At 37.3% G+C, this 15,185-nt stretch carries 13 protein-coding genes; 6 read left to right on the forward strand and 7 right to left on the reverse strand.

Going from position 1 to position 15,185, the window contains the following annotated elements:
* The first annotated feature begins 312 nt into the window (after positions 1-312).
* Together WG906_RS06660 and WG906_RS06665 are read left to right on the forward strand one after the other, a co-directional pair.
* Complete coding sequence (locus WG906_RS06660; protein ID WP_339991770.1) at positions 313-1,257, forward strand: DMT family transporter; 945 nt, start codon at positions 313-315, stop codon at positions 1,255-1,257.
* A gap of 301 nt (positions 1,258-1,558) precedes the next feature.
* A complete protein-coding gene (locus WG906_RS06665; protein WP_339991771.1) occupies positions 1,559-3,025 on the forward strand; it encodes a glycoside hydrolase family 130 protein in 1,467 nt (488 codons plus the stop codon).
* Here the strand turns inward: WG906_RS06665 and WG906_RS06670 are convergent.
* The 5 genes from WG906_RS06670 to WG906_RS06690 form a co-directional block, all read right to left on the reverse strand.
* Positions 3,022-4,023 carry a glycosyltransferase family 4 protein gene (locus WG906_RS06670; RefSeq protein ID WP_339991772.1) on the reverse strand — a complete coding sequence of 334 codons (1,002 nt, stop codon included), beginning with the start codon at positions 4,021-4,023 and terminating at the stop codon, positions 3,022-3,024. The genes WG906_RS06665 and WG906_RS06670 overlap by 4 nt on opposite strands.
* 89 nt (positions 4,024-4,112) lie before the next feature.
* Positions 4,113-6,392, reverse strand: coding sequence for a glycosyltransferase family 4 protein (locus WG906_RS06675; protein ID WP_339991773.1), 2,280 nt, complete (start codon positions 6,390-6,392; stop codon positions 4,113-4,115).
* A 60-nt stretch (positions 6,393-6,452) separates the two neighbouring features.
* Positions 6,453-6,809, reverse strand: coding sequence for a hypothetical protein (locus tag WG906_RS06680; RefSeq protein WP_339991774.1), 357 nt, complete (start codon positions 6,807-6,809; stop codon positions 6,453-6,455).
* Between the two features lie 128 nt (positions 6,810-6,937).
* Positions 6,938-8,020 (reverse strand): universal stress protein, encoded by a 1,083-nt coding sequence (locus WG906_RS06685; RefSeq protein ID WP_339991775.1) that lies wholly within the window; start codon positions 8,018-8,020, stop codon positions 6,938-6,940.
* 298 nt (positions 8,021-8,318) lie between these two features.
* Positions 8,319-10,166: a response regulator gene (locus WG906_RS06690; protein WP_339991776.1), complete on the reverse strand. Its 1,848-nt coding sequence runs from the start codon at positions 10,164-10,166 to the stop codon at positions 8,319-8,321.
* A 337-nt stretch (positions 10,167-10,503) separates the two neighbouring features.
* Here WG906_RS06690 and gnd point away from each other — a divergent pair, with 337 nt between their 5' ends.
* The gene (gene gnd / locus WG906_RS06695; protein WP_339991777.1) at positions 10,504-11,481 is read left to right on the forward strand and encodes a phosphogluconate dehydrogenase (NAD(+)-dependent, decarboxylating); all 978 of its coding nucleotides are present in this window, start codon (positions 10,504-10,506) and stop codon (positions 11,479-11,481) included.
* Between the two features lie 46 nt (positions 11,482-11,527).
* Here gnd and WG906_RS06700 read toward each other — a convergent pair whose 3' ends face one another.
* Positions 11,528-12,328 (reverse strand): SDR family oxidoreductase, encoded by an 801-nt coding sequence (locus WG906_RS06700; protein WP_339991778.1) that lies wholly within the window; start codon positions 12,326-12,328, stop codon positions 11,528-11,530.
* A gap of 183 nt (positions 12,329-12,511) precedes the next feature.
* Here WG906_RS06700 and WG906_RS06705 point away from each other — a divergent pair, with 183 nt between their 5' ends.
* The 3 genes from WG906_RS06705 to WG906_RS06715 all read left to right on the forward strand — a co-directional run bounded on the left by WG906_RS06705 (position 12,512) and on the right by WG906_RS06715 (position 14,655).
* A complete protein-coding gene (locus WG906_RS06705) occupies positions 12,512-12,679 on the forward strand; it encodes a hypothetical protein (protein WP_339991779.1) in 168 nt (55 codons plus the stop codon).
* Between the two features lie 703 nt (positions 12,680-13,382).
* Entirely contained in the window at positions 13,383-13,595 is a 213-nt protein-coding gene (locus tag WG906_RS06710) for a hypothetical protein (RefSeq protein ID WP_339991780.1), read from the forward strand.
* 394 nt (positions 13,596-13,989) lie between these two features.
* Positions 13,990-14,655: a DUF305 domain-containing protein gene (locus tag WG906_RS06715; protein WP_339991781.1), complete on the forward strand. Its 666-nt coding sequence runs from the start codon at positions 13,990-13,992 to the stop codon at positions 14,653-14,655.
* Between the two features lie 89 nt (positions 14,656-14,744).
* Here WG906_RS06715 and WG906_RS06720 read toward each other — a convergent pair whose 3' ends face one another.
* Entirely contained in the window at positions 14,745-15,155 is a 411-nt protein-coding gene (locus WG906_RS06720; RefSeq protein ID WP_339991782.1) for a response regulator, read from the reverse strand.
* Positions 15,156-15,185: the final 30 nt, after the last annotated feature.

Below are 15,185 nucleotides of genomic sequence, written 5' to 3' on the forward strand. Positions count from 1 at the left end.
AGACACAAAAGCGATCTTTTTACAGACTATTTTTTGGCGGGAAACAAATGCTGCCTAAACTAATGGTTGAAAGCCGGTTCTTTAACATTCAGACATTGTATCTAACTACCAATTCAAGGACCTGGTGATATTTCGAGGCATTATTATTTTATGAAATTGCTTACTATTGCCACTTTTTGATAATAGAATGAAGTTTCGTTTTGGCGAACTTTGGTTAAAATTTTGAATCAAATTTAAAGTAAAACTATGTTTGCCGATTTTTAACAACTGATAACATCCTCGCTGTGCACGTGCCGGGAGGATATATAATTTATGGAAAAAATTAAACAACCATTAACTCTCATAGGAATTAGTATTGCTTTCGTAGGTGCTATTTTATTTTCCACAAAGGCTATTATGGTCAAGCTTGCCTTTGCTCAAATTAAAGTCGATGCACTTTCATTACTTACGCTACGCATGATATTTTCACTACCATTTTATCTGATCGCAGCATTTATGATTAGCAATAAAGAGAGCAATGTAAAGATGTCGGGAAAGCAATGGTTATCTATAATTTTTTTAGGAATTTTCGGGTATTATTTAAGCAGTCTATTTGACTTCATCGGACTGCAATATATTTCTGCCGGACTTGAAAGACTCATACTATTTCTGTATCCCACTTTCGTTGTATTAATCAATGCCATTATTTATAAGCAAAAGATCAATCGCAAGCAGCAAATAGCTTTATTACTAACTTATTCAGGTATTGGCTTGGCGTACTTAGGTGAATTAAATGTCGACACTTCTAATCCCGATTTTTTCCTGGGCAGTTTTCTGATTTTTATCTGTGCGATAACTTACTCCATTTATATAGTAGGCAGCGGCAGATTAATTCCTCAAATTGGTCCGGCCAAGTTTACAGCTTATGCGATGCTTTCAGCAACTGCAGGCATATTCCTCCACTTCATCTTTCGTGGTGAATTTAACATGCTTTTGCACAGTAAAGACTTATGGTGGTATGGTTTGTTGCTGGCTATTGTAGCCACGGTTATTCCAACATTTATGTTATCCTCAGCACTGAAGAAGATAGGTTCAAACAATGTAGCAATCATCTCAAGTATTGGTCCTGTATCCACTATTGTCCAGGCGCATTACTTTTTAGGAGAAGAAATTTTTACAGAACAAATTTTTGGAACTGTATTGGTAGTAGCCGGGGTGTTGTTATTGAGTATAAAGCCGAGAAAAACAGTAACTGAGTCTCCTGAATCTTTTGAATAACTTTTCAGCAGAGATCTAATGTTAGGACTTCGGTAAAATGGTAGCAACTGGTTTTTCAGGCGAAGGGCTGTTATTTTCATCCAACAAAGAGCCAGAAATCAAGGTCTTTAATAAGTTGGAAGTCTTAGAAGTCATGATTTTAAAACTTTCTAAACTTAAAATTATTTTTCATCTATATCTCCCAGTAGATGTAACAGATAAATTTAGGTAAAGATGCAATAAAATTCAATGTAAACTATTTTCCAATAGTATACATTATTGGTAATTATTTTGTATTATTCTTTTTTTCAATAAAAAACACATGAGACTCCCTATAGAGCGAAAACCTATCAAAGTATATCCTGATCCAAAACGTGTAATTGCGAGATTCTTTTATAATGGAGATGAACGTGGCAAAGAAGTGATTACCAGGGTGATGACCTTGAGTGATGAACAGGTATTCAGCATTATATCGCCCCTTTTACAGGAATATTCAAAACGGCACCGAAATATCACAAAACTTCTGGAAAAGCATTGCAGTAAGCTTAAATTTTTATTTGATACGATGGGAATCGATCATGATAGTATTCAACCCTATCGAAAATTGCTTATCGGTTCCTACTTTACCCATGAGTATTCCATTGAATCGGCGGCATTCTTCAATCCATCGATTATTGAAGACCCCAATCAAACAGAACTTGAAGAGGGCGAAAGACGCTTAATCATTAGTTTCAGAGCAGTTGGCGAAGGGCACATTTCATCAATCGTATTCAGACGAGCATTAATAGACAAGCATAATAATATTAATGTTATTCCGGTTGGAAATTACATCGATGAAGCAGAGATTATACGGAATGCAAGCTACAATAAAAAGCTTTTCCTGGAAAAGGCTTTAGTATCAAGGGTTGGTATTAACGTATTAAAAGAGCTGGAGACCAAACTTGATGAAAACTTTGATTATGTCACTTTAAGAAACACGATTCTCGAATCACAAAAAATTGAACCCGACCCTGTTAGAGATGTGGAGCTCGAAAAAGTTTTATGGCTGTCTGATTCATTCTATGAAATCATTTTTTCTATGGATACAGACATCTCAGACAGGGTAATATTTCCAATTTCAGAATTTGAACGAAAAGGCATTGAAGACCCACGTTTTGTTAAATTTATTGAAGATGATGGCCAAATAACTTATTATGCCACCTATACCGCTTTTGACGGCGCTATAATAATGCCTAAGCTGTTAAAAACCAAAGATTTTTATGATTTCAAAATAGGACCATTATTTGGTGCGGGCGCACAAAATAAAAACCTGGCATTATTCCCTCGTAAAATAAACGGCAAATATGCCATGCTATCGCGTATTGATGGTTGGAATAATTATATTATGTATTCAGAAAAGATCAATGTCTGGGAAAATCCTGTTAAACTTCAGCAACCAAAATACAGCTGGGAATTTGTGCAAATCGGTAATTGCGGTTCGCCTATTGAAACCGAGGAAGGATGGTTGGTAATCACTCATGCAGTTGGCCCTATGCGCAAATATTGTTTGAGTGCCTGCTTGTTAAAGCTCGATGATCCATCGGTGGAAATTGGCAGGTTAGAAGAACCCTTATTAATGCCAAATCCTGATGAACGTGAAGGATACGTTCCTAATGTGGTTTATTCTTGCGGGTCTATCATCAATAATGGAAAACTAATTATTCCTTACGGATTATCAGACTATTCATCCTCTTTTGCCACAGTAGATTTGAAAGCTTTACTGGATAGATTAAAAGCCACTCATAGCTAACAAATGGTTTTATAGCAACGAATATAATCGGCCGCCATCTTTTCCTGAGAGAAACGGGAAGCCGCCCATTCATTACAAGAGTACCGGTTTAATTTTGATGTAGAAGGCACAAAGTCAACTGCTTCATCAACATTATTTACAAGGAAGCCGGTTTTTTCATGCCCGATAAGTTCGGGCATTGATCCTTTATTGAAGGCGATTACTGGCGTGCCGCAAAGCATTGCTTCAGCCACACTCATCCCGAAAGGTTCATTAAAATGAATAGGATGAAGTAACGCCATCGCATTTCCTAGTAGCTTGTTACGCATTTCAGGGCCAGCATGACCCAGGAATTGAATTTCATCCCCCAGAAAGGGTTTTACTTTCTCATCAAAATAAGCCTGATCCTGGATAATTCCGGCAATAAGTAATTTCTTTTTAGAGCGGCGGGCAATCTCAATAGCTTCTGCTGTTCCCTTATCAGGATGTATCCTTCCCAAAAACAACAGATAATTCCCCGGCTCCGGGTTGAAAATGAAATCTGAGATCCGTAAACCATTATACACTGTTGCCAGGTAGTCTAAGTCAGGGCTCCGGTCAGAATTACTTATCGATACATAATGCGATGAGCCATTATATTTTTTATAAACAGAAATTATTTTCTGAGACGAAAAACCATGTATGGTAGTTAAAACCGGTGTGTTGATTAATCGTGAATAACTAAGCGGCAGAAAATCAAAATGATTATGAATTAAATCAAACTCCCCCGCCTTTTCCATCAGGTTACTGATATGCAGACATTCAACACTCTTGGCATCCACCTTCAGATCTTCTGCATAACCTTTAGCTATAACAGCATCCAATTTTCCGTCAGTAAGAGAATCCTGGGTAGCAAATAAAGTAACATCCATTCCTGCGGCAACAAGTCCTTCAGCGACATTAGAAGCCACTTGTTCCCATGGACCATAATGCCTGGGTGGTGTTCTCCATGCAACAGGGGCTAAAATGGCAATTTTCATTTTGAATATGTTAGGTACAGGCCATGAAGCTCTCCTGTGCCGCAGTTTTTATCCATGACTTTACTTTCCGAGCCCGGCACATCATGGCATCATTTAAAAAATATCTTTTTCTGTTTTTCTATATTCTCGTTATCCTGATATTCATGTTTAAAGGCATCAAGCACCGTTAAATGAGAAATAAGATAGGCCAGAGTACTTTCTGCTCCCTGGTTACGGTTAATTCCCGACGGCTGTAAGCCATCGCAGCACCCTTTAACTTCAGCATCATATAAAGGTATCCGAAGAGAATTTTCTCCAAGAAACCATAAATAGCTCGAAAACACTTTCTTTAGATACTTCGTTTCGCCGGTTACCTTATATACCTGGAAATACATTAATACCATAGCCATTACTTCGATAGCCTGCTGATCATGCAGAGGCATTTGTCCGTCTCTGAGGTACCATCCATTATTTCCTACGGGGTTAAGATAATCCGTGCCTACAGTAAGTTTCTCAATAAATTGCAATGACTCCAATGCTACCTGTTTTACCTGATCATTTCTTGTTACTTCGGCAGAATGAAATAAAGCCAATGGGAATATAGCATTGTCATAAGTGAGATGATTTTCAAACCAATGCCAATCATGCCCTTTTGTGGTGTTATATGCACCAAGCAATTTATGGGTAAGCGATTTAAGTTCCTGCAATATTTTTTCATCGTAAGGATGGGTTCTTAAATAATAGCTTATACCGGTAATAGTATTGCATATTCCTCGCAGATGTGTCAGTTTTTTGAAATGAGGAACAGATTTAAGAAATAATTCATGCCCTAATTCTCCGAATGAATTATTAGGGGCGGTATGTATCAGATAACCCAGGGCCCAGATGGTACGACCAAAGGAATCATCAGAACCTTCTTCATCGAGATATTGCCTGCTAAAGCTTAAAAAATTACGAAAATTTCCGTCTTCAAGCTGCATATCGTGAATAAAACTTAGGTAAACCGGAAGTAGATCAAGCGCTTCTCTACTCCTGGTAGTTTGATAAGCCATTAATGCCATAATCAGAGCACGGGCATTATCATCCAGACAATAACCCTCTTTTCGGTTGGGAACGCCATATTTGGCATGCTGGAAAATACCGGTATCGTCTGTTAACCGCCTTATATATGCCAGGTCAAATTCCGGCATCAACCCCGGGTCAATAATCTGGCTTAAAATTTTCTCACTGTAGTCAGGGTGATTTACTGCATTTTCAATCTGCTCAATATATTCAAGACCTATCTTAGGCCAGCGAAGTTTGAGTCCATATTGGTAAGCATTCTTTTTTAATGTGTTTAATTTTTCCGGACTTTCAAGAAGCTGGTTAACAATATCTGCAAGCCCAAACTCATCTTTAAAATTAAATAAACGCCCCCGATTATTATCCAGAAGTTCCTGAGCATGCCAATAAGGGGTAGATACTACAGCCGCCCCGGCACCAACTGCATACGAAAGTGTGCCGCTGGTAATTTGAGCTACATTAAAATAAGGGGTAATATAAATATCAGCAGCTGTCAGATAATTGATCAGCTCTTCCTCTGTTACAAATTTATTAATAAACGTAATATGCTGATCAACCTTTAATTCAACGGCCAGCTGCTGCAACGAGTCCCGGTATTCTTCCCCGGAATTTTTCACTATTCCGGGATGTGTATTTCCTAAGATAACGTACATCACCTCCGGATGCTGTTTTACAATTTTAGGCAATGCATGAATCACTGTTTCCAGTCCCTTATTCCTGCTGAGTAATCCAAAAGTGAGTAACAGACGCTTATTTTTCAATTCAGCAAGCTCACGAACGGGATTAACAGCCGGAGCTTCCAGGTCTGGCACACCATGCTCGATAAGCTGAATTTTTCCTTCTGGTACCTGATAAATCTCCTCCAGGAATTTAACGGCACGTTTACTCATCACAACCACTTTTGCAGAGCGCTTCGCAATTTCGCGGATAATAACTTTCTGCAGGAATGTGGGCGACTTTAATATGGTGTGCATAATAGAAATCAGAGGCTTATCCAGCTTGTTGAGAAAGGGAAGAAGATATATTCCATTTTCTCCCCCATAGATACCAAATTCATGTTGAAGAATACAGGCATCGGCATCGCTTGAATTTATAAAAGCAGCAGCAACGGCATAATCATCCTGATAATTTTGCCTGATAACACATTTAACTTCTTCAGGGTAATCATACTCCTGCAAATTTTCGGAATTATTTAGCGCAACAACAAAGCCAGTTTCGGATGGGTTTTCAGTTAAAAAATTAGAGTTAATTGCTCTTCTGAGATTATGATTAAAAGTCGCCAATCCACATTCCCGTGGCGGATAGGTTGAAATATATGCTATTTTCATGTCTTGTAAATTTCACCTGCTTTAATATTAACTATTTAGCAAGTGTTTAATTTTTTATAATCAGGGTTTTGGTTCGTTACCCGGGAGATTACGTTTGCTGATTTCAGCTTCTTTTTGATGTATGGATAGTTTTTCTATATTCGAGTCATCCGGAGAAGTTTCCGGATTTTTCGGAATCTCCATGGTATTCTTCTGGTTTCCTGACAAAGGATTTATTGCTTCGCCTATGGCTTTTAAAAAATCCGGTTCAATCGTTTCGTTGTGCCTGGCTTCCCACTCCCCCTCCACAAGGGTAATAAAGACAGAATTACCAGCTGGTAATATCACAGACCATCCCGGTTCTTTATCATTTTCCGCGGGGTTTGCCTCAAGTTCTAAAATTTCCCTCGATTGAGGATCTTTCACGTTAATTTTCATAGCTGGTATTGTTTAAGCAATAGTCATGAATGCAACGAATACAGGTTCCATCCAGGTAGAACATTATAATCTTATATATTGTTATGCATTTCTTAAAAAACCTGCGCAACTAAATCTCCGGATAGCACCTATATCTCCTCCCTTAATAGTAATAGTGGTATTGTTGTATGGAAAGCTAATTTTTTAGTTAAGCTGCGATGAAACAGACTTTCAAAAAAATGGTAGGTTTGAGGTACTGTAATTACAAGTTGTATGTCATGCCCGAGCGCGAACTGCATAATTCCATCTGCGATATCATCGTGTTCAATATAATGGTATTCCGGTTTTTCATCATCCCATTGTCTATGCAACAAGGTTTGTTGAGAAACGGTATCCGGATTAAAATGATCCCGTCCATCCTGGTCTCTATATAAAATCATAAGATCAGCATTCAAAGCATGAATAAATGTTTTTATAGCATGTACGGGGGTTGTACTTGAAATCCTTCTAAGATCGCAGGCAAACACTACGCGCTTTATTTCCTCAAATTTTGCTCCCTTGGGCACTATTAGTAATGGGGCCGAACATTCTCTTGCGACCTTGATTGCATTGCTGCCTACCAGTATTTGTTCGAGATTGCTTTTACCGGTTATACCCATCACCACCAGTCCGGCATTCTGCTGCTCAGAAATTAATTGTTCAGCATCAACAAGTGGACGCTCATCTGTCCGTATTTCTATAATTGTTTGCTTATTTACCAGCGGTTGTAGTTTGTGTTTTAAATCCTCAAGATCTTTAACAGACTTTGCACGAATATCTATAGGCTCAGCCGGCATGGATGCGGGAAGCCACTTATCCCCGGAGATAATCTGGTAAGAATGATATAATATCATATCAGATGTACCTAACTGATGAGTTAAAGCCGCGGCATACCGCGCCGCATTAAATGCAGCATCAGAGAAATCCGTTAGTATAACAACAGTTTTCATACTATACACCCTATCTAAATATGCATCAATAGTTTGTCCGAGTTGTTGAAATTCCGCATCTGAAACATTAAGAGTTCCTTTATTCTCAATTGTCCAACTGTCATTATCTGAACGTTTCAGGACAACAGGGTTAGGGTCACCCGTAACCATCTCAACTTTGAATTTTCTGTTGTTCTCAGATGGTGTTATTATCACTCCACAATCCAGGTTCCCAGTTCGGAATTTCGCAGTAAACAGTTTCATAAAATCCCTCCTAATTATTAATAATTATCTATTATATTTTCACCTGGATTTTTCTAATACCTTATTCATTTGATCTACAAACCCTTAACTATATAATTGCGGGAAATAGGAATAGTTTTCGATTTGTTTGGATAAAAAGCCATTTAAATTTCAGTATTTGCCAGATGTGTTGCTTTCTGAAAAAAACACGCGATCTAAATGCGAATATTTCACAATCACCTACTGATCAAATACATAAGGCAAGATAAAACCAATATACATTCAGTCACTGACCTTTCATTTGACCCTTTCCGCACATTTATTTTAAATCAAACAGTTTGTTAACCCTTAACGATAACAGATTTTTGGTAATTGGTTTTCGCAGGTATTCAACTGCACCTTGTTCCAGACCTTTAATTTCATCTTCCTCGCTGATATGGCTTGTAAGAAAAACAACCGGAATTTTTATATTCTTAGTCTTTAAATATTCCAACAACTGGTATCCTGTTATATTAGGCATTGAAATATCCGTTAAAATCAAGTCAAAGTGCTGTTTACTTAATTCCATTAAAGCATCCATTCCGTCAACGGCAAGTACTACATTGTATCCTTCATCCGTCAGTATTTTGGCAGTTATCAGACGGGATAATTCATTATCTTCCGCTAATAAAATATTACGACTTTGCTTAGCAATCCGCTTCGTTTCACTTTCGCTTCTTTCAAAAAGCATATTTTCAAATAGTTCATCCATAGAAACACTGGCAAATCCCGAACTATAATCAGACATTGCATAGGGTATAATCAATGCATTATTATAAATTATTGCACCGCATGAATAAACGACATTGGGTACATAACCTTCACGCTCATCTTCATTTGCCATTAGCAACGGAATTGGAAGTTGCCCTATTACCTTAGTTGGATCATCCTGATGAAGTAAAATTGCTCCCATACAATACCGGCGCATGGCTCCCACGCCATGGGTTATTACTAACCATCCTTTGTCAGTTTCAACCGGTGATCCGGAATTACCCAATTGTATAAACTCCCATGGAAAACGGGGTTCTTGGAGTAATACAGGTTCATTGTCCCAGTTATTAATCTGGTCGGAAAACATAATATAATTATTCTCCCCGTCATTGCGTGAAAGCATAGAATATAAACCATTAACCTTTTTAGGAAAAAGAGCCATGCCTTTATTCTGGGCGTGTTTACCATAAATCGGCATTATATTAAATGTATAGAAATCCGTCGTCTCAATTAGTTGAGGCAAAATAACAAAACCATTATAGGCAGTGTAAGTAGCATAGTACCTGACAGTGCCGTCATCTTCGGTAAAACGCACGAATCTGGCATCCTCGATTCCATTACTCTCCGAATCACTTATTGGAAATATAACCCGCTCAGCTATAGCTGTATCCAAAGAAAATGTTATTTGATATTGTGCGTTAGCAATCCATTTAATAGATTGTAATACCTTCTCATCGGTGATTTTTATTTCGTTGTTTTTTTGATACTCTGCAATGCTGTTTCTCAGTTCGTTAAAAACAAAGGTGTCGCCCAGTTGAGAAAAAATTTTATCAACAATATCATAATCTTCCAGCTGCATATCGTGAAGCTTATGCAGGAAATTAGATTTTTCATAAACATGGACCTGAATAGTTTCAGCTTCATCCACCAGTCTGCCGGCCGGATTAAACTCAATATTATTATCAGCACCCAGCACTCCTCCGCGAAAAACGACGGATGACACATGCCCCTCGCCGGTTGCTCTGAAACTCACGATGATCCGCTTTTGATTTTTCTGAAGATGTGATTGATCCGGATCTTCTACCACAGAAGGATTAAAAAAAGCTGCCGATTCAATAGAGTATTCATGTGTAAAATACGCCCCAACCAAAAGCTTCCTCTCTTTTTGTATTTTTTCCGGATCATAACCCAATTCTGTCAACAGGTTTGTAACCCGATCAAAATGCTTGAAGAAAATGCGGGTTATATTTCGATGTCTGTTAGAAAAATCGCGAAGGGTTTGGTTGAGAACCTGAAGAGCATCACTTTCAGACAGCCCCATAACACGGGAAATAATCTTTTTTGCCCTTACTGGTCCACCGGGCATAAAAAAACGAACTATAACACGTTTTGGATCAGGATCAAAATGAACAGGCATTCGTTTAACATTCAAGGCCATAATCACAATCTCTAAAGTAAAACAGTATTTCTTCTGACAGGCTCAGACTATTACCCAATTTTCATTGGATCTTTTTGATTCTTAGCAGGACACTGAAAAGATTTCGTTCTTAAGTCGCTCAAAATTAATACTTTAAAAGAACATGTCTAACGAAGTCTTGTTCTTAAATTTTAGTCTGATGGTCTAAAAAAATAATTATACACTTGCAATAGCCGGACTTATAAGACTGCGATTTTCTTAAATACAAAATCCTGAAGAGTTCGATAAAACATCCGGCGCAGCAATTTCTTTATATAATCGATATAAAAACATGAATATGAGAAAACCAGCAATCGGAATAATAGGCCTTGGCAAAATGGGCGGAAATATGGCATTGCAAGCTATGGATAAAGGATACAAAGTCTTTGGCTATGATCTGCATCAAAACAAAGAGATTCAAAAACAGGGGATTAAGCAAGTGGGAAGTTTAGAAGATCTGATCACAAATCTTCCTGAACCCAAAACTATTTTTATCTACGTGCCTGCAGGAGCGGTAATAGATAGAATTTTAGAACAACTGTCAACCATTTTATCCAAAGGCGACATCATACTTGATGGAGGAAATTCATATTGGGGAGACTCTATACGGCGATCGCTTAAATTAAAAGACCATGGCTTGTATTTTATTGATTGCGGCACCAGTGGAGGCGTTGATGGCGCAAGAAATGGCGCATGTTTTATGGCAGGCGGTGAACCCGAAGCGATGAAACACGCTGCACCAATTTTAAAGGACCTGGCTGTTGAAAATGGCTTTGTCCACACCGGAGCGCCGGGCTCGGGTCATTTTGTCAAGCTTGTTCATAATGGAATTGAGTTTGGTATGTTACAGGCAATCGGAGAAGGTTTGGCTTTACTTTCGAATTACCGGGAAGAATTAAATTTCCCTGCTATATTAAAAACCTGGAACCATGGGTCGGTCATCCGGTCATGGTTAATTGAGCTTATGGCTAAAGTATATAATGAAACACAGGGATTTGATTCAGTGCCTTCTTATATTGAAGACACCGGTGAAGTAAACTGGCTGGTAGCAGATGCCATGAGAATGGAGGTTCCGGTGCCTGTTATCGCTCAATCAGTAATGCAGTTATTCGCATCCCGGAATAGCCAATGCATTTCTGATAAAGCTATTGCGATGATGCGAAAAGGATTTGGGGGACACCCCTTTGGGTCAGATGCAGGAATTCAATATGAACGAAAATTTGGTAAAACTGAAAATATTGAAAGTGATTATTTATATAAGAAAAGATCAGAATAATTGATCTTGCATTTTTATATCCTCAAAAATTAACCCGCAAAAATCCTTATCCGTTATCTACAAAACCCGGATATAAAGTCATACCCCCATCCACATAAATTGTTGTGCCCGTTATATAATCGCTTTCATCAGAGGCCAGCCAAACAGCTACCTTCGCAATATCTTCGGGCAAGCCTATTCGTTTATAGGGAATAAGCCTCATCAGTTCTTTTTTCTTTTCCTCATCTTTCCAAACATCATCATTAATATCTGTTGCGATAGCGCCGGGAGAAATACCATTTACCCTTATTTTTTTTGGAGCCACTTCCAGGGCAAGAGATTTCATCAACATTAAAATACCTCCTTTTGATGAGGCATAGTTAACATGTCCTGCCCAGGGAATAATATCATGCACCGAACTAATAAAAATGATATTTCCAATTGCTTTGCCCTCAGGGATGCTTTGTTTTTTCTTACCGAACTGTTTTATTGCTTCCCTCGCACATAAAAATTGCCCGGATAGGTTAGTGCTTAGAACCTTGTTCCATTGCTCAAAAGTCATATCTACAAAAGAGCTATCTTTTTGAATGCCAGCATTATTAATTAATACATCGAGTGCCTGATATTCCTCTTCAACTCTCTCAAACATAGCAATAACTTCAGCTTCGCTCCCCACATCGGCTTTGTAAATTAACCCTTTACCTCCCTCCTTCACAATCTGGTCTAATGTAAAATTAGCCCCTTCTTCGTCGCTATGGTAATTAATGATAACATTTGCACCTTGCTGGCCGAATCCTATCGCAATTCCCTGTCCAATACCCGAACTTGCGCCTGTTACCAGAACTGTTCTTCTTGTTCCTTTTGCCATAATTTAGATTGTTGTCATTTTTTAGCTGAAATATTTTACCGGAGATTTTTTACTTATTAAGCAGTTTAACAACAAAGGCTAAATAGTGTTGAAATTTAATTGATTAATCAATAAAGACTGTGTGAATACTCAATAAAAAAAACCTAAGTTTATTTAAGTTGTTCCACTTTTAAATAGTGCATCATGAGAAAGTTTAAATTCGGTGACAAAGTAAAAATTGATGATGGCCGCGACGCTGTTGTACAAGAGGATCAGGAAGAGGGATCTGAAGACGTTAAGATAATGATCGAGGACGATGATTATGCACATGTAGTAAATGAGGTAAGGCTTCAAAAAACAGGAGAAAGATAATTTTTTGTTTCTTGTACCCTCAGTTAGAAAATTATCGAAAAAGTTTAATTCTAAAAGGAGAAATTTTCGTGCATCCTAACCTGTAAACTCGTCTGATGACTGGCATAAGTAACAGGTGGTCCAGAAGTAAAACCAGTCAAAATTTGCATTAAAAAATCAAACAAACAGTCGCGTTTTTTTATGAGGATTTTCCATTATTATCGATAATATCCTCATTTTTTTTGAACGTAAAAAAACAATAACCCCAGAACATAAACTCCATATTTTCATGTGTTTAAACACGTAAAAAAAGCTTTATCAGCTTGGGTATAAATACCTGTTTATCCCATTAAATCTCTTAGAAATGGTTTCATTTTCTAATAAGAGAGATTAACAAAAACAAATCACCTTCTATCATTCAAACTGTCCTGTTTCAGAATAGGTATTTACATCTAGCAAAACAGGTATCTGCCACCTTTTATGGTAAAATCCGCCATTGTACATTTGTAATGCCAATGAAACAGTAAGAGATTTTACTTTATCTATTAGAAAAACATTTTAATAAAATACTATAAATCATACTATCCATCCATCGTTCGGAAACAGGATAGGCGAAACTGAAATTTGAGAAATAGCATTAAAATCCTTAAACTTTTAATGCTCGATTAGAGAGAATTTAGTAACAAATTTTTATTTTATAATAACCAATAAACATCCATCTATTATGCAAAACCAGAAAAACGTAAATGCGGCTATGAATGATTTTTTAAAACAATTGCCCGATCCGAAATTCAATAATGTTCCGGCTGTTATTGCGGAGTATACGATTAAAGGAGAGAAAATTAATTTTATGGCTCAAAAAGCAAAAGGCTTAACGGGACTGACCTGGAAAGTTTCTCAATCCATGTCACAACGATCTAAAAGATATTCAAGTTAATACTTAGTATAAAATATTATAACAACCTAAACCTTATTAAAGGAGGAGGCCAAAAGCTTCTTCCTTTAATTTTATAACTCTTATTATAAGGGTTAATCCTATTTTCTTCAATCTCAACTTCCATTGTATGCATTCCGGCAATTAAACAATTTAGAGTCGAGCTTTAATTATCCCATTTCCAGCCGTTAAAGAACATTCCCAAATTACATTCCACCCTGTTTGATTGCTTTAAATCCTCAATTATAAAACTCTGTAATGGCGCTTTATAACCAAGCTGTCTTCCCCTCAGTTTTATTAATAATATACCTGCCAGCAGAGTTTAAAACTTTAAACAAACTTTTTGATAAGCCGGCATATTATAACCTTGTTAATTACCAATATATCATAATCAAAAATGAAAACGAAAATCTTATGCACCGTAACAATTTCATTCTTGCTCTGCCTATCTGCTTGTCAAAACAGGACATCCAAAAATGAGGATCAAACAATGGAGATGAGCGATAGCAGTATGAATGCGGATTTGCATGCCGAAAGCAGTGAGATGATGGGAGCTAAGGATAAAATGATGAATGAGATGCATAAGATGGCTATGACTGGCAATGTTGATGTAGATTTTGCCCTGATGATGAAAAGCCATCACCAGGCTGCTTTGGATATGGCCAGGGTGGAGCTTAGTTCCGGATCCGATGAGCAATTAAAATCAATGGCCAGGGAAATTATTGAGGCTCAGAAGAAAGAAATTGATCAATTGGAACACTTTCTTGATACTAATGAAGATGAATCCAAAAACTATGATCCTGCGAATAAAAAAGAAGGTTTTGGTAAAGTGCTGGACAAAAACATGATGATGATGATGGATATGCCAAAATCGGGTAAAGAGTCTATAGACATGCAATTTGCAACCTTGATGATTCCCCATCACCAAAGTGCCGTTTACATGGCCGAAGGCCTTCTTAATTCAGGCAAAGATGCTACGCTTATTTCTATGTCGAAAAAAATGATAAGCGGGCAGAATAAAGAAATTGAAGAATTTAGAATGTGGAAAGACAAGCACAAATAAATATTCCTTTATTTATAAAACCGTAGCTTAAATCAGAGTTCCAAAAATAAATGACGAGGGGATATTTCAGGATGTAAAGATGCAGATCTTCAGTTACTTTTATTTGCAGTGATTGATGAGGAATGAACAAGGTAATCCAGAATTTGCTCAGTAAATGGCTTTGAGAAAAAGCCTTTTACGCATTTATAAGTTAATGCTTTTATTTTGTCGTGAGGATTTATAGAAGAGGTTAGTATAATAATATCGGTTTTATAAAAGCGGGAATTAAACGTCTCAAACAACTCTAAAAAGTCCCAACCCGATATAATAGCCATGTTTAGGTCTAACAAGATCAAATCAGGAAGAGAATTTATGTTCTCATCATCAACAAGATATGAAAAAGCATCCGCAGCTTGATTAAACGATGTATAGTCTATTGGATAACCTGAATACTTTATTACAAGCTCTACTAATTTATGATGAATAGGTTCATCATCTATTATGAATAGTTTTTTGATCATAGCTATAAAGTAGGAGATGTAGTAACAATA

This window comes from Pedobacter superstes, assembly GCF_037622515.1.
Classification (GTDB): domain Bacteria; phylum Bacteroidota; class Bacteroidia; order Sphingobacteriales; family Sphingobacteriaceae; genus Paradesertivirga; species Paradesertivirga superstes.